Genomic DNA, 15936 nt, shown 5'->3' with positions numbered 1-15936 from the left:
ATTTGATGCTAGCTAAAACACTGATTTAAAAGTACCCCTCTTTTTTACGGTCTTCCATGGCCGATTCGGAACGTTTGTCATCCGCACGGCCACCACGCTCTGTTGTTCTGGTTGCGGCCACCTCTTGAATAATGTCCTCCAGGTTATCCGCTTTTGAAAGCGTCAAACCAGTACAGGTAATATCACCTATGGTCCTGCACCTTACATCCATCTCAACCAATTCTTCACCTGGTTTTAGCTGCATAAACGGAGCCTTAAACATCCAAACCCCATCGCGGTTGAAGACCTCGCGCCTATGCGTGAAATATAAGTTTGGCAAATCGATGTTTTCCATGTAAATATACTGCCAAACATCCATCTCAGTCCAGTTACTTATTGGGAATACCCTAAAATGCTCGCCCATATTTTTGCGACCGTTGAAGATGTTCCAAAGCTCGGGACGCTGATTTTTAGGATCCCATTGACCAAATTCGTCCCTGTGCGAAAAGAAACGTTCTTTGGCACGTGCTTTTTCCTCATCACGTCGACCACCACCCATAGCAGCATCCGTTTTCAACTCCTCCAATGCATCAAGTAGCGTTACAGTCTGCAGCTTGTTCCGGGAAGCATTCACTCCTTTCTCCTCAACCGCTTTTCCTTGATCAATTGAATCTTGCACGTATCTAACAATACATTTAGTCCCCGTCTTGGCCATTAGATTGTCGCGGTAATCCAATGTTTCCTGAAAATTGTGTCCGGTATCTATATGTAATAGCGAAAACGGTACTTTAGCCGGATAAAAGGCTTTACGGGCTAAGTGAAACATTACAATTGAATCTTTCCCTCCGGAAAAGAGCATCACCGGTTTTTCGAACTGTGCCGCCACTTCACGAATAACGTAAATAGATTCAGCCTCCAGCTCCCTCAGGTGATTAATCTGGTATTTATCCATAGTTACTTTAATGATTTTAACCTAGTAGGTTACTAAAAACGCAGCCAAAGTTAATGTTTTTAATCATACTTTAAAACTATACTACGTTGCCTAAAAACAAAAAGTCCTACCATTACTGGTAGGACAAAAAAAGCACCAGTTTAGATGCCAACATTTTTTATCTAGTCAAGGGTACTGATATCGTCTACATCAAAGCTCTTGTTGTACTGCGTCATTGCCCTTAAACTCATTCCTACATTAGAGAATCCTCCATCGTGGAATAGGTTCTGCATGGTTACCTTCTTGGTAAGGTCGGAGAACAAGGTAAGGCAATATCCGGCACATTCGTCAGCGGTTGCGTTTCCGAGTGGCGACATTCTTTCCGAGAAATCCATCAATCCATCAAACCCCTTCACACCGCTTCCTGCGGTTGTCATGGTAGGCGACTGTGATATAGTGTTTACCCTAACTTTCTTTTCTCGGCCATAGATATAACCAAAACTGCGGGCTATCGACTCAAGCAGTGATTTGGCATCGGCCATATCGTTATATCCATAAAAAGAACGCTGAGCTGCAACATATGACAATCCAACAACTGAACCCCATTCGCTGATTGCATCCATTTTAAAACCTACTTGCAGGAGTTTATGAAACGAAATAGCAGAAATATCCAAAGTTTTGTTCAGATAACTATAGTTAAGGTCGTGATATACTCTTTTTTTGCGAACATTAAGCGACATACCGATAGAGTGCAATACAAAATCGATTTTTCCGCCAAGCACTTCCATCGATTTAGCAAAAACGTTTTCTAAATCCTCTACACTGGTAGCATCTGCGGGAATAACCTCCGCATTACATTTTTCCGAAAGTTCGTTTAACGTACCCATTCTGCATGCGACCGGAGTGTTGGTCAACGTAAAAGTGGCTCCTTCGGCATGTGCCATTTCAGCAACTTTCCATGCAATAGACATATCATTCAATGCCCCGAAAATAATCCCTCTTTTTCCTTTTAATAAATTATATCCCATTGTTATATTCTATTTTGAGCGTACAAATATATATGATTAAGCCTTTCGACGATACTTTATAGTACAATTAATTAAAATTTCACAATATCCAGGTTGCATATTCGATAAAATGCCTAATCATTTGAAAGAGAAAACTGACAAGTAATTGTTGACATCAATATTCGAAATTGGTCTTTCCAGTATTAAAAATATTAATACAGGATTAGCTAAGCCGATGCTCCCAAAAGTTCTTTTGCATTGGAAAGTGCAGCATCGGAAAGATTACTACCACTCAACATTTTTGCGATTTCCGTTACCCGCAGATCATAGTCCAATTTTTCAATACTCGAACGTGTATCCGTTTTGCTATCTTTTTTATATACTTTATAATGATGCTTACCTTTAACTGCAATTTGCGGCAAATGGGTTATACTGATCACTTGTATGTTTTTAGATATGTCCTGCATTATACGACCCATTTTATCCGCCACCTCACCGGAAACCCCTGAGTCTATCTCATCAAAAATAATAGTAGGCAAGCCTTTTGATACAGACAACAATGCTTTTATGCACAACATCACCCTCGACATTTCACCTCCTGATGCTACCTTTGGAATAGCCGAAAGTTCTCCCTTTTTGTTGGCCGAAAACAGGAAATTGATATCATCAAATCCGTTTTCGGAAAATTCATTAAGCAACTTGCAATCCACCACCAATCTGGCATTGGGCATTCCCAGTTCCACCAGCTGATCTACAATTTGTTTTTCGATAGCAGGTATTACCTTTTTACGGGATGCTGACAATCTACTACCCGATTGTTTCAGTACCTTAAACGCAGCTTCTATTTCTTTGTTCAACTCCATTAAATCGGTGTCGAACGAGGAAATCTTTTGCAGCTTCGCGGCTAAGTTATCCCTTATTTCGATGAGTGCGGATAAATTATCCACCCTGTGTTTCTGCTGAAGAGCATATATCTGATCCAATCTGGAAGAAACAAAATCGAGACGTGAAGGGTCATGATCTATGCCTTCCATCTTGTCCTCGAGCTCTTTTACCAGATCATCCAGGTCGATAAAAGCGGATTCAGTTCTTTTCACCCACTCCTCCCCTTCCGGAATAAACGAAGCAATTTTATCCATGTTCCTGCTTACCTCTTTTAAGGCAGACAGCACCGGGCTGGCTTCACCATTTAAAATTTCAACATTCGCAAAAAGGTTTCCTTTAATTTCCCCGGCATGTGAAAGCATTTCCCTTTCCTGCTCCAACTCCTCCTGCTCACCTTCAATTAATTTCATTTGATCCAGCTCGTCAACCTGGAACCGCATATAATCAGCCTCTTCAGCTAACTTTGAATTTTGAGATTCCAGCTCTTTTTTTCTTTTTACCAATACATGATATGTACTGTAATCGTTGAGGTATTTATCTTTTAGAGCCATATTCTTGGCCACGGTATCAACTACGTTAAGCTGAAAACCGCTTTCACCTAGAAGCAAGTTTTGATGTTGCGAATGTATATCGATTAAGCGCAACGAGACACTTTTTAAAAATCCCAGGTTTACGGGTGTGTCATTCACAAAGGCCCTGGATTTTCCTGAAGATAACACTTCCCTTCTAATGGTAGTTTCTACTTCAAAATCCACATCCTCCTCCTTGAACAATTTTTCAAAACCATATCCCGACACATTAAAGACTGCTTCTACAACACTCTTTTTCTCTTTGTCTTTTAGAACGGAAACATCACTACGCTGCCCGAGAACTAACGAAAGTGCCCCTAAGATAATTGATTTTCCTGCCCCGGTTTCTCCTGTTATCACCGAAAAACCGTTGCTGAAATCTATTTCTACCTGATCTATTAATGCGTAATTTGAAACAAATAACGATTTTAGCATAATCGATTCAATAATTATTGATTACCCGATAATGATTTACTGTAATTTGATGCGTTGGCAGGATCAACCTCAGATAAAACTTCAATTGCCCTGGCCTTCTCCATTGAGAAAGATTCCGAAAAAATGTTGATCAATTCTTCCGACTTAGCATCGAAAAATACCTGCATGGCAAAAGAACCCGGTTTGTTCCTGTGCACTTTCTGAAGTCTTTCAATCGCCGACAGCACTTCTTTTCGTCCGTCCTCTGGTTTATCGCTCATCTTATCCAAACCCAGGCGATGATATTGATACATACATTCGCGCAACGGTCGGTGATGCTCATTCAAATAATTCTCCACCAACCAATAACGGTTGCGGGTACTTTCGTATGAACGCCAACCTTTTTGTGCCGAATTTTGAGCCTGATTAACGATATCCTCGGCTTTCTCCATATATTTTGTACCTCCCATTTTTGCAAATGAATCATAATCAAGAGCCAATATTACGTTGGCATAATATGCCAAAACACCTACCAGATTCGATTTAAATGAATTGGGATTATAAATCAAGGGCTCAAATTCCACATACTGAAAATCAAAATCCTGATCGAGATAATTTAGGATCATAGAGCTGTAAGCCGAATTGTATATCGGACGACGCACCTGCACCTGAATAGTGCCTGAAAAATCATCTACAGAATTGATTTCCTTAATATTGATCATGATACTGCACTTTATCCTTTCCTCGGGACTGAAAACATTGTCTGTCCATTTTTGTCCATTCATAAACTCGATAATGGCAGTTTGCATGGTTTCAAAAACCTGCTTATTGGTACCCTGAACACTAGGGGAAACCACAGAGACCGAACACTGTAGTTCCTGGGAAACAGAAACTCTTGCCAGCAATAACAAAAGGAATAATACAATATGGTTTTTCACGGATTTGATGATTTAATTATAATGACATTATCTTATCCACAATATCGACAGCCACTTCACGCTTACTTTTTAACGTAAACTCTTCTGTATTATTTTCCCGGTCTATAAGGGTTATTTTATTGGTATCCACACCAAAGCCCGCGCCTTCGTTCTCCAGGGAGTTTAACACAATAAAATCCAGATTTTTTTCGGCAAGTTTTTTCCCTGCATTTTCTATGGCGTTTTCCGTTTCCAAAGCAAATCCAACCAGTAGCTGTCCCTTTTTCTTCATTCCGCCCAGTTGCCGGGCAATATCCTGGGTAGCCTTTAACGACAGAACCATTTCTTTCTCCTTGCTCTTTATCTTTTGGTCGGCTTGTATATTTGGCGTATAATCCGCAACTGCGGCGGACAAAACAGCACCATCGCATTCGGGAAAGTACTTTACGCATGCGTCGCTCATTTCTTTTGCCGAAGTTACCGATACCACCTTCACTTTTGGGTGCTCCGTTTTCACCGATACGGGGCCGGAAACCAAAGTGACATCTGCACCTTTCCCAGCTAGAACCTCGGCAATCTGATACCCCATTTTACCGCTCGAAAAATTACCGATATATCTAACGGGGTCAATTTTTTCGTACGTAGGCCCTGCGTTTACCAGAAATTTTCGTCCCGACAGTGCCCCCCTCTCCTGCTCTAATGTTTCCTGAAAATAAGATTCCAGTTCATCCACAATCGTTTCAGGTTCTGCCATTCTGCCCTTACCGCTTAAGCCGCTGGCTAACTCTCCGGTCTGTGCTTCAATCAAACGAACACCATCTCCCTGAAGTGTTTTCATATTCCTTTGATTGGCCGGATGAAGGTACATGTCCAGATCCATGGTAGGTGCCACAAAAACAGGACATCTGGCAGACAAATAAGTGGTAACCAACAAATTATCTGCTATTGCGTTGGCCATTTTACCCATCGTATTTGCTGTTGCCGGGGCAATAACCATGGCATCGGCCCATAAACCTAAATCGACATGACTATTCCAGTCGCCATTTTCAGGGTTATAAAAATCGACTAGAATGGGATTCTTGGATAAGGTTGCCATGGTCAGCGGAGTAATAAACTCCTTAGCTTTTTCCGTCATCACTACCTTAACCTCAGCGCCCTGTTTCACAAAAAGCCTGGTCAACACAGCCGATTTATAGGCCGCAATACCAGCCGAAACCCCCAGAATGATTTTTTTGTCCTTTAATATCATAATACCGAAAATAAAAAAAGATAAAAGAAATATGCAAAACCTCCTTTATCTTTTTATAAATGTATCTGTCATTGCCGATTCGACAAAAGGTTCCTGCCGAATTTTGAATAAGCGCTAAACGTCCTTGTCCGCGTTGCGGTAATACACTTTTTTTTCCACAAATTCTTGCGTGGCAATAGAAGATGGTTTTGGCAATCTTTCGTAGTACCTTGAAATCTCTATTTGCTCACGATTTTCAAATACCTCTTCCAAATTATCGGTATAAGATGCAAACTCCTGAAGTTTTTTATTTAACTCCTCTTTCATCTCAACACTAATCTGATTCGCTCTTTTGGCAATAATATTTACCGACTCATAAATATTCACGGTATCCTCAGAAAGCTTTTGAGTATCCCAGGTAATTGTGGTGCCCGGAGCATTTGTCTTTTTATAATCCATGATGAATTTATAGTTATCTATTTCTAATTTGTTTCTTCAAAATTAATACTCTTAGAGGCGTCATTATATATTTTAACGGCCTTTTTCATGTAATCACTTTCAGGAAATTCGTTAATAAACGAGAAATATTCATCTATCGCGTCCCTCATCCTGTCCTCTTTCTTCTCAATCACACTGTTTACCGCTTGAATATACTTAGCCTCTAAAATCAGGTAGGACAATTCTTCCCGGTATTTGGTATCCGGAAAATCCTTTAAGCTATTTTGTGCCGCAATAACTGCCGACAAATAATTATTGCCCATATAGTTACCTAAATCGAAATACAATTTGGCACTTAAATATGATTTATACACTAACTTGTCTCTCAACTCATCCATCAACCGATTAGCTTCTTCCACCCTTGAACTGGTAGGATATAAGTTTACGAAAAGTTGAAATTCGTTGATGGCGCTGTAGGTATCCGTTTGATCCAATCTGGGCTTAGGGGACAGCATGTAATAACAGTATCCGCTCATAAACTGACATTCCTCGTTCTGCTCACTGGAAGGGAATGTTTTAAGAAACTGACGATAATAATGGCCTGCCATCATATAATCATCAAGTCCGTACAAACAACTTGCATACGTGTAACTAATGGTTTCCGATTTATCGGTACCTCTGTAAACACCTTGCAATTCGTTTAATAGTGTTGCGGCCCGCATAAAGTCTTCCTTCTCGTAATATTCCATCGCTTTGGAATATTTGAGCTCATAATCGGTGCTTTTTAACACTTTTTGGTACTGGCTACAACTAAATAAAAGTGGGAGAATGGATAATACAACAAGAATTTTTCTCATTAAAGAATTGATGTTTTATATGTACAAAAATTTATAACCATCTAAAAATAAAAGGCCTACCAAAAACAAACATACCAAATACCATCTCATAACACGTACTAGAAACCATAAGTATTTGATGAAACCCGCTTAAAACAATCCTTTCTGGGGCAAAGATTTTTAAATGGTTGTTCCATAGGCTTATTCATAATAACGTGCAAAGATAATCTTTTAAAGCCAAATAAAAAAAAATTAGTAGCCGAACAACATATTTTTATATTTTCATTTTTTCGTATTCATTAACTATCACGATTATTAAAAAATATTACCTTTGCCCCGTTAATTCATAAAAAGATATACAACGTGGATATTTTTGACAAGATAAAGAGTATGGGACCACTTGGTCAATATGGAAAAGCCGCTCACGGTTATTTCATATTCCCTAAATTGGAAGGCGAAATAGGTCCTAAAATGAAATTTAGGGGCAAGGAAGTTCTTACCTGGAGTTTGAATAACTATTTAGGTTTAGCTAACCACCCGGAGGTTAGAAAAGCTGATGCAGATGCCGCCGCGGAGTACGGTTTGGCATACCCCATGGGTGCGCGTGCAATGTCCGGTCATACCAGCATGCATGAAGAACTGGAATCCAACTTAGCTGAATTTGTAGGAAAAGAAGATTCATATTTACTCAACTTTGGGTACCAGGGAATGGTTTCCATTATTGACACCTTGTGTACGAGAAATGATGTAATCGTTTACGATTCCGAATCACATGCTTGTATCATGGATGGTATTTTTTTACATAAAGCCAAAGGAGGAAAAAGTTTTGTTTTTCCGCACAATGATATTGAGCGTTGCGAAAAAATGCTTACTACTGCAACTAAAAGAGCCAAAGAATCAGGTGGTGGTATCCTGGTTATTACCGAGGGTGTTTTCGGTATGGCGGGAGACCTTGGAGCGTTGGATAAAATTGTTGCTTTAAAAGAAAAATTCGACTTCCGTTTACTGGTTGATGATGCCCACGGTTTCGGTACCATGGGAAAAACAGGAGCAGGTACTGCCGAGCACTTTGATGTAATCGATGGTGTTGACGTATATTTTAGCACATTTGCCAAATCAATGGCAAGCATTGGTGCTTTTGTGGCGGGTGAAGAGGAAGTAGTGAACTACCTTCGTTATAACATGCGTTCTCAAATATTTGCAAAATCGCTTCCTATGCCATTGGTTATTGGTGCCTTAAAAAGACTTGAGCTATTAAGAACACAGCCGGAGCTAAAGGATAATCTTTGGAAAGTTGTTCATGCGTTGCAAAAAGGTTTAAGAGCGGAAGGGTTTGATTTAGGTGATACACAATCGCCTGTAACTCCAGTATTCTTGAACGGTTCGGTTCCAGAGGCTACCCAGCTGACCATGGATTTGAGAGAAAACTACAACATCTTCTGCTCTATCGTGGTTTACCCTGTTATTCCAAAGGATCAGTTGATGTTAAGAATTATACCAACCGCTGTTCACACATTGGAGGATGTTGAATATACCATTAAAGCTTTTGCTGAGGTAAAAGAAAAATTAGTTGCCGGAAACTATAAAAGCGATAAAATTGCCAATATTCTGTAAATTGGTATTCGATAAACTTAAAAGGCAGCCCTATTGAATTAAGGCTGCCTTTTTTATGATTTAAAAAATTGTCGCAAAATTGTCATTTGACTTCATCTAAATGCCAATTCGACGAACATTAGCGTTAATAATGCTTCGCATTTAACACTATAATTAATCTACCGGCATTATACCCAGTGCTAATTTCATAGCCAAAGTGGTATAAATTCTATCTCGATAGCTATCGGGACAGCCGATGCCTGCTGACATGAAGGAATTTTTCAAATTCCTAATGACAGCTCTCGGATGAAAACAGTCAATATTGCTTCTCTAAAATAAACCCGGGCAAATAATGGTCTAAAATATCCTTCATAGACTTGCCTTGTACCGACATTGCCATTGCCCCAACATTGCAAATTCCTTCCGCGGTTCCCATACCTGCCCCGTTTATTTCGAGGGTGGCCTCTTCCTCTTCCAGATTCTCTTCCACCACAAAAGACCTGCTTGGCAAATCCAATAATACAATCAAACGATCCAAATCGCCTTCTTTTAAAACCACTTCATCGGCATCGCCAAACACCGAAATGCTTTTAACAGCGCCGGAAGTACCTCGTTCTGTAATTTCAACCCCTTTAAAGTTTCCAACATTGATATCGAAATTATTTCGGAGCAATGAGTTGAAATAGACGACTTCAACGTTCCTTTTCCATCTGTGGGCTTGAGACAAATCAATCCCACTTCCGGCAACAAGATCGTCCATTGCTGCTATATCTTCATGCTTACAATAACTGTCGGAACCGGAAAATACCCATTGTTCGATATTATCGTTATTGCTTAAATCAATGTTGTTATTTTGCACCGAATCACAAACACGATCCAGCAAACCGGTCACCTGTTCGGTGACTCCACCGCAACAAAGTGTTTGCGGAATATAGCTCAACGAATCATGAGAAACCAAAGCCAGCCCCTCGGTTTCTTTAACGGCATCATGTGCAAGTTGATTGCAGACTTTTGAAACTCCTGTATACTTTTTTATAAGGTGCTGCGGTCGTAAATTTAATATTTTACAATAATCAGATTCTTCAAAAACAGAACCATTCCTCTCGGAGTATTGATTTATGGCTAATATGATAGAGGAATTTCTCAGTGCAACAGCCTGAACCTTTAGATACTCTATTTGTGTGTTATTGGGAAACCTATTGCACATTATACTGGCTACGAAACTTTCAACATCTACCTCGTTTACAACAACTACATCTTCCCCCTCTCGTTTAAGGAGAATGATGCCTTTAAACAAATGTTTACTGTACTTACTGTCTCCCTGATCCAACTCAAAAACACATCCTCCCATCTCTTTATTTACAGGAGACAAATAAACATCACTCGAAGACATTACGATTTCAATCTCGTCTTCGAGAAAAATTTTGTCATCGCTAATGTATATATCCCATTTTCCAGAAATCCGTCTTTGTGATTCCCCAATGAAATAATCACCCTTCATCTTCAGAGTTATCTTGGAACCGTCAAACAGCTTGACTTTTATGTTTTGTTTAGTAAACATTATTATTCAAATCGAAAAATATATTATCATAACACCCCGAACCCCACTCTCCAAAGTGAGCGTTCGTTACTGGGGTAACTTATTACATTCCCGGAAGATTTGAAGGTGCAGCCATTTCTTCTCTTTTCTCTTCCCGGTGATAATTTATTACCACACCTAAACAGCCCTCCTGCCCGTTAAATTTTTCCGGATTCTCAGCTGTTATCTCTAAAAAAACACGCTTTGTTGAACCAAAACTGATGTTGATTTTATCGGTAAAGTTATCTTCACCATTATCCCAAAAAACATTCCCGTTTTCATAGTCTATTACTTTTAGGCGGAAATCCCCCAATCGATCAGGCTTACAAACACTGATTTGATATGCCGTACTCCCATAAAATACATGGACGATCTTAAGCTTTTGGGTCGGCTTCACCTTATAAGTTCGAGCCATGGCTTTTTTATTGTAAAGCTTGTCAACAGGCGAACATAACTTAAGGACATCGGCACACGACTGAGCCCGGGTACTATTTGCAACAACAAATAGCAATATAACGGCAAGTATAACTTTCGAAGTAAAATTTATCATATTCTTCATCTATATCATATTAAACAACCAGTTTTCGGTAGGTAATGATTCCTTTTTACTAAAGTTATTAAACTTACGTACTTCGTGGAATAAAGTTTCTTTTTTATGAGTCGATTATTTTTATGAAGACCGGATCTATACAACTGAACGATTTACGATCATAAACAAAATGCATGGAGGGCCCTATCTATCAAAACACTAAAAATTTCCTGCATCTATTTATTATCCAATCCTATTTACATCAGAACTTATTTCTTTTAAGATGGACATAAGTGGCAGCATAAAAAAACAAGGCAAAAACTACCATTATTGCTAAATTATACACCCATGTTGCAACAAGCATTTTCCCTATCCTTTTTCTTGGCGCATAGTAATGTGATCTTCCAAAAGTATTGTCCGAAACATAATATCCGGGCTGAAATTTCCTGATCATTTCCCCATCGGAATACACATATTTTACGTAATCGCTACTTTTTAATATAAAATCAGACAGCTTTTGGTTAAAGAAATCCTTTTTTACAATATTGTTCGGCTTTGTTTTTCTTTGCTCTTCCACCTTCTCATATAAGTGATTCAAGTTGAGTCTCAACCATTTTTTCACCTTTGAAACAACCTGTTGTATCTCCTTTATATTATCCTGATCCACCTTTACTTTACTCACCTCTTTTTTAAGCTTCGGAAACTGTGTCATTAGTTCCTTTAACATCAATTCCACCTCCTCATTTACATCTGCGGTTTGATTAAAATGAGATAACAATGTTTCTATTTTAGGCACGAAGAAGTTGGCATGATAGCTCATTTTACTCTGCTTAACCAATAAGTCTGTCAGTCCTTTGTCATATTCATTTTCGGTAAATTGAAGAACAACCAGTGCCTCATATGCCCATCTTGAAATATTTATATTGGCGTAAACAGGAACATATTTTTTGGAAGCCAGGGAGTGATGTACTTTGTCAAAATCTAAAATGGCGCCCGCCAATAAAATCTGGGGAATCAACAAAAACGGAATTGTAATGTAAATGGATAAAATGGATTTAAATTTGGCCGATATGTAAAGCCCCATCATGCTGGACGAAAAGGCAGTTAACCACAGCACAACAAAATAGGGCAAATATAACCCTTTAATTTCCATAATGGAGTTACCTGCCAAAACATACAATGATATTTGTACGGCATTTACCAAAGCCACATACACAACTTTTGAGTTTAAATAGGATGATGGGCTTAAATTGAGAAAACCCTCCCGTTTAATCACTTTTAGATCCCGGTAAATTTCGCCTGAACTTAAAATTAATCCCAGAAAAAGAGAGACCACCACACTGATAAACAGGTACACCGGCAGATTCTCGTTGTCGATAAAACGATATGTATGGGTTTCCAGATCAGTTGACTTAAGAAAGAAAGCCATTATGCATGCCAATACCGGCGAGCCCAGAAATATCATGGCCAAGTACTGTGTGTCTGATTTTCTGATTTGAACATTTCGTTTTAGATAAATCCAAAACTGCTTTATTCTATTGGGTATTGTTGTGAGCGAAACATCCAATTCATTATATTTCAGACTGGCATCATCCTGTACCTCTTGGGTAAACAAACGGTGCCATTGCGTACTTTCATACACTCTATCCCCGGTTGGTTCCCCGTTATCCGACAGATTCTTGTATTCGAGAAGATTGATCACCTGTTCTGGGTTGCATTGCCCAAATTTCAAACTATCGTCGTTGATAGAATCAACAAACTCAAGGTGCTTTTTAAAATAAGACGAAGCAGAAAAAGGATTGCCGTAAAATGCCGCATATCCGTTTTCGTCGAGAATCAACAACTTATCAAAAAGCATAAACAAGTCAGAAGGTGGCTGATGAATATTGATAATGACAATATTCCCCATTCCCGCAATTTGCTTGAGTAATTTAATCACCAGTAAGGCATCCGACGAAGACAGTCCCGATGTTGGTTCATCAACAAAAAGCACATCGGGCCTTCTGATAAGTTCCAGGGCAATATTTAACCTTTTTCTTTGACCTCCACTAATTACTTTGTCCAATGGGCTACCTACTCTAAGATTCTTGATATTGTGCAATCCGAAATCGAACAAAGTTTTTAGTACCAGGTCTTCGATTTCGTTTTCCGACAGATCGTCCCTACATAATTGAGCACCAAATTTTAGGTTCTGAAAAACAGTCAACTCTTCTATCAACAAATCCTCCTGCGGCACATAACCCAAATGTCGTTTAAGTTTGTCAATATTCTCGTGCAGATTATGTCCGTTCAGAAATACGTTTCCACTATTAGGCTTTGCAATACCACTTAAAATATTGAACAGGGTTGTTTTGCCGGTACCACTGCGTCCCATTACCGCCATCAATTGCCCCGATTTTACTTTGAAAGATAGTTTTTTAACCCCTAAATTAGTATCCCTAAAGTTCTTTTCAACCCCCTGCGCAACCAATTCCAGGCGATCTGTATCCTCCTTCCGAAAATCAGCGAATAAATCGGCAAAATAAATTGGCGACATACCTTTTGCTTCAATCACCCCCCCCAATGCAAACTGGTACACTCTTTCGGGAAATAATATCTGCTTGTTGAGGTGAAGTTCATGGGATCCGCTATACCGGATTAAAAAAGAAGAAATGGATGGCACATACAAAGCAACTATCTTCCCCTTTATATCCTTTTTGTTATACATTCTAAAGGATCTTAATTTTACGCGGTTAAAATTCCCAATTACAATTAACCGTTTAGAATCTTTTTCCATGGACAAGTTGTCCCCAATAAAGTGGGCCAGACTTTCCATCCTGCTTTCCTCGAGTTTAAATATATTGGCAACTATTTTCAATCGTTCATACAATATGCCTATGTATTCCTTTCTGTTGGAAACCTTTTCTGTATCGATGGTATAATTTAGCAGAACAATATAGAACTCAACTTTTTGGTTTTTGGAAAGTTCATCGCTCAAATAGTTTAGATGTTTATTGAAAGTCGCTTTCTGTTGATCTTCATGGGTTCCCTCCCCTAAAGTAGCAGCATAGTCTTTGTAATAATCAAGCATCTCCATACGTACCCTTTGCGCAAACCGAGAACCCATATACTGGTCAAGATATGAATAGTTCACCATTTCGTGGGCTTGCTTCTTATAGCTTATAAAAAGCCCAAACAGTTCCACGGCACTTTTTAAAGTGTCATATTTAAAATATTGCTCCATATTCAATCATTTCCTTTTTTATACCCTTACTATCTATCTGTCAACGCCTTGCACTTGCGTTTATTGCACTACTTTGGGGTTATACGTACCATCCGCTTTTTTGTTGGGTTCAATTGATTTAAAGCCGCCATATCCAACCCGTTTCTGTTTATAGGGGCCAACTCCTTTACTTCCGGGGAACCTGACTGATACAACTCTGATTATCGGCGAATCGGTAAAAATGAATCTTGCCAGGGACGATATTAAAAAACATTCCCGGGTAGGTATTGGTAATATTTCCTGTACATCCTGTCCGGGTTCAACTTTATTCCCGTTAGAAACAACAAATTATTCAATTTCAGGAACAGACTCCCGTGACCGCTTTCGTACTGAATATCAACCGAAAATAACCTTTATTAAAAAGTGTTTGGTAGATGTAACACCCGTTTTTACCCCAAATAGGGATAACCTAAACGACACAATTCACGTAAGAGGATGGGGAATTAAAAAGTTAATTTACTTTAGGGTGTTTAACCGATTGGGTCATGTGATTTAAGAATCAACAGATTTAGGCCACGGTTGGAGCGGGAATTAGAAGGGCAAACCTCAAGCTTCGGACGCGTAAAATTATGTGGTAAAAGTGGCCACTTACGGCGATGAAACAATTGGAGAATAAAGGTAGCCTAAAACTGATAAGGTAACCATAAAAAATGGACAGAAAAGGTAAAGTATTAGTTGTCGACGACAATCCCAAAAACATACAAGTTTTAGGAAATATTCTTAACGACAACAATTATAATGTCGAAGTGGCACTGGGTGGAAAAGAAGCGATAGAATGGATCAAGGAAGAATCTTTTGACTTAATGCTTCTGGATATTATGATGCCCGAGATCAACGGTTTTGAGGTATGTCAGACCATACGAAAAGACCCCAAATACGACATCATGCCCATTATTTACCTATCCGCAAAAAACGACAAAGAGAGCACTGTACTCGGTTTTAAGGCAGGGGGTCAGGATTTTATTACCAAACCTTTCGATACTGCCGAATTATTGGCCCGGGTAAGCACACATATTGAGCTTAAAAAAAGCAAGGAACAAATTTTAGCGGCTAACAATCAGTTGGAGGAAAAGGTACATCAGAGAACCTTTGAACTTGAAGCTTCCAACGAAAAGTTAAGATCTATAACCCAAACGAAAGATAAATTCCTATCATTTATTGGCAAGGAAATTACTTCTCCCCTTAATTCTTTGAATAAGGCTGTTAACCTAATAAAACATTCCGCAGAATCTTCTCGCCTATCCGAAATGGTCAGGTTATTGGAAGAATCTGTCGACAACCTTGATTTTATCACTAAGCTGGCCAGTCAGATAACCCAGATAAACAACAAGGAGGAACTCGGTTATCAGGAATTCTATCTAAACGGTATTTTGGAACATTTGCTGATTCACAACGACGAATTAATAGAAAATAAAAACCTTGAGTTGAATTGTGACGTAGACGATTCTATAATGATAAATGGAAACAAGGAATTAATTAAAAACTCCATACTGGGTATTTTGGAGACGGTACTGAAACATACAGAGGAAAACTCCTTTATCAATATTAATTTGGACAGCTATGACAAAAGAAATGAGTTAAGTATTTCATTTGATCCGCCCAATTGGGATTACAACAACATTAACACTATGCCCGACGAAACGGTTCTATATTTTTCTTATGCGGATATAGTGATGGATTTTCACAACGGTTCGTTTATAATTAAACAAGACAGCAGCGATTTAATAACTTTTAAATGGTTGTTCAATTAAAATCAGATCGAATAAACA

13 protein-coding genes are annotated in these 15936 nt (G+C 38.9%); 3 read left to right on the top strand and 10 right to left on the bottom strand.

What is annotated here, in order from left to right:
- Positions 1-25: 25 nt before the first annotated feature.
- The 7 genes from cysD to ACT29I_RS02210 all read right to left on the bottom strand — a co-directional run bounded on the left by cysD (position 26) and on the right by ACT29I_RS02210 (position 7225).
- Positions 26-931: a sulfate adenylyltransferase subunit CysD gene (cysD, locus tag ACT29I_RS02240; RefSeq protein ID WP_430935002.1), complete on the bottom strand. Its 906-nt coding sequence runs from the start codon at positions 929-931 to the stop codon at positions 26-28.
- Between the two features lie 161 nt (positions 932-1092).
- Positions 1093-1938, bottom strand: a complete 846-nt coding sequence (locus tag ACT29I_RS02235) for an enoyl-ACP reductase FabI (RefSeq protein WP_430935003.1) — start codon at positions 1936-1938, stop codon at positions 1093-1095.
- Positions 1939-2144: 206 nt separating this feature from the next.
- Positions 2145-3806 (bottom strand): DNA repair protein RecN, encoded by a 1662-nt coding sequence (gene recN / locus ACT29I_RS02230; RefSeq protein ID WP_430935004.1) that lies wholly within the window; start codon positions 3804-3806, stop codon positions 2145-2147.
- A 14-nt stretch (positions 3807-3820) separates the two neighbouring features.
- Positions 3821-4723: a type IX secretion system protein PorD gene (gene porD, locus ACT29I_RS02225; protein WP_430935005.1), complete on the bottom strand. Its 903-nt coding sequence runs from the start codon at positions 4721-4723 to the stop codon at positions 3821-3823.
- A 16-nt stretch (positions 4724-4739) separates the two neighbouring features.
- A complete protein-coding gene (gene coaBC, locus ACT29I_RS02220) occupies positions 4740-5951 on the bottom strand; it encodes a bifunctional phosphopantothenoylcysteine decarboxylase/phosphopantothenate--cysteine ligase CoaBC (RefSeq protein WP_430935006.1) in 1212 nt (403 codons plus the stop codon).
- A gap of 114 nt (positions 5952-6065) precedes the next feature.
- On the bottom strand, positions 6066-6389 hold the full coding sequence (locus ACT29I_RS02215) for a DNA-directed RNA polymerase subunit omega (protein WP_430935007.1): 324 nt from the start codon (positions 6387-6389) through the stop codon (positions 6066-6068).
- Positions 6390-6412: 23 nt separating this feature from the next.
- On the bottom strand, positions 6413-7225 hold the full coding sequence (locus ACT29I_RS02210; protein ID WP_430935008.1) for an outer membrane protein assembly factor BamD: 813 nt from the start codon (positions 7223-7225) through the stop codon (positions 6413-6415).
- 342 nt (positions 7226-7567) lie between these two features.
- Here ACT29I_RS02210 and ACT29I_RS02205 point away from each other — a divergent pair, with 342 nt between their 5' ends.
- On the top strand, positions 7568-8818 hold the full coding sequence (locus tag ACT29I_RS02205) for an aminotransferase class I/II-fold pyridoxal phosphate-dependent enzyme (protein WP_430935009.1): 1251 nt from the start codon (positions 7568-7570) through the stop codon (positions 8816-8818).
- 295 nt (positions 8819-9113) lie between these two features.
- Here ACT29I_RS02205 and ACT29I_RS02200 read toward each other — a convergent pair whose 3' ends face one another.
- The 3 genes from ACT29I_RS02200 to ACT29I_RS02190 form a co-directional block, all read right to left on the bottom strand.
- The gene (locus ACT29I_RS02200; protein ID WP_444792606.1) at positions 9114-10358 is read right to left on the bottom strand and encodes a SpoIID/LytB domain-containing protein; all 1245 of its coding nucleotides are present in this window, start codon (positions 10356-10358) and stop codon (positions 9114-9116) included.
- 82 nt (positions 10359-10440) lie between these two features.
- Positions 10441-10935 (bottom strand): hypothetical protein, encoded by a 495-nt coding sequence (locus ACT29I_RS02195; RefSeq protein ID WP_430935011.1) that lies wholly within the window; start codon positions 10933-10935, stop codon positions 10441-10443.
- Positions 10936-11167: 232 nt separating this feature from the next.
- Positions 11168-14128 (bottom strand): ATP-binding cassette domain-containing protein, encoded by a 2961-nt coding sequence (locus tag ACT29I_RS02190; protein ID WP_430935012.1) that lies wholly within the window; start codon positions 14126-14128, stop codon positions 11168-11170.
- Between the two features lie 220 nt (positions 14129-14348).
- Between ACT29I_RS02190 and ACT29I_RS02185 the strand changes: the two genes are divergently transcribed.
- Complete coding sequence (locus ACT29I_RS02185; RefSeq protein ID WP_430935013.1) at positions 14349-14663, top strand: hypothetical protein; 315 nt, start codon at positions 14349-14351, stop codon at positions 14661-14663.
- Positions 14664-14817: 154 nt separating this feature from the next.
- Entirely contained in the window at positions 14818-15918 is a 1101-nt protein-coding gene (locus ACT29I_RS02180; RefSeq protein ID WP_430935014.1) for a hybrid sensor histidine kinase/response regulator, read from the top strand.
- Positions 15919-15936: the final 18 nt, after the last annotated feature.

It is taken from the genome of Saccharicrinis sp. GN24d3 (genome assembly GCF_052400645.1).
Taxonomy (GTDB): Bacteria; Bacteroidota; Bacteroidia; order Bacteroidales; family Marinilabiliaceae; genus Saccharicrinis.
Note: the sequence above shows the minus strand (reverse complement) of the source record. Positions and strands in the feature narration are given on the sequence as shown.

What these genes read in the sequence shown, in the direction of transcription:
- cysD (WP_430935002.1), bottom strand. Translation starts at nt 931, where the DNA reads ATGGATAAATACCAGATTAATCACCTGAGGGAGCTGGAGGCTGAATCT.
- ACT29I_RS02235 (WP_430935003.1), bottom strand. Translation starts at nt 1,938, where the DNA reads ATGGGATATAATTTATTAAAAGGAAAAAGAGGGATTATTTTCGGGGCA.
- recN (WP_430935004.1), bottom strand. Translation starts at nt 3,806, where the DNA reads ATGCTAAAATCGTTATTTGTTTCAAATTACGCATTAATAGATCAGGTA.
- coaBC (WP_430935006.1), bottom strand. Translation starts at nt 5,951, where the DNA reads ATGATATTAAAGGACAAAAAAATCATTCTGGGGGTTTCGGCTGGTATT.
- ACT29I_RS02215 (WP_430935007.1), bottom strand. Translation starts at nt 6,389, where the DNA reads ATGGATTATAAAAAGACAAATGCTCCGGGCACCACAATTACCTGGGAT.
- ACT29I_RS02210 (WP_430935008.1), bottom strand. Translation starts at nt 7,225, where the DNA reads ATGAGAAAAATTCTTGTTGTATTATCCATTCTCCCACTTTTATTTAGT.
- ACT29I_RS02200 (WP_444792606.1), bottom strand. Translation starts at nt 10,358, where the DNA reads ATGTTTACTAAACAAAACATAAAAGTCAAGCTGTTTGACGGTTCCAAG.
- ACT29I_RS02195 (WP_430935011.1), bottom strand. Translation starts at nt 10,935, where the DNA reads ATGAAGAATATGATAAATTTTACTTCGAAAGTTATACTTGCCGTTATA.
- ACT29I_RS02190 (WP_430935012.1), bottom strand. Translation starts at nt 14,128, where the DNA reads ATGGAGCAATATTTTAAATATGACACTTTAAAAAGTGCCGTGGAACTG.
- ACT29I_RS02185 (WP_430935013.1), top strand. Translation starts at nt 14,349, where the DNA reads ATGAATCTTGCCAGGGACGATATTAAAAAACATTCCCGGGTAGGTATT.
- ACT29I_RS02180 (WP_430935014.1), top strand. Translation starts at nt 14,818, where the DNA reads ATGGACAGAAAAGGTAAAGTATTAGTTGTCGACGACAATCCCAAAAAC.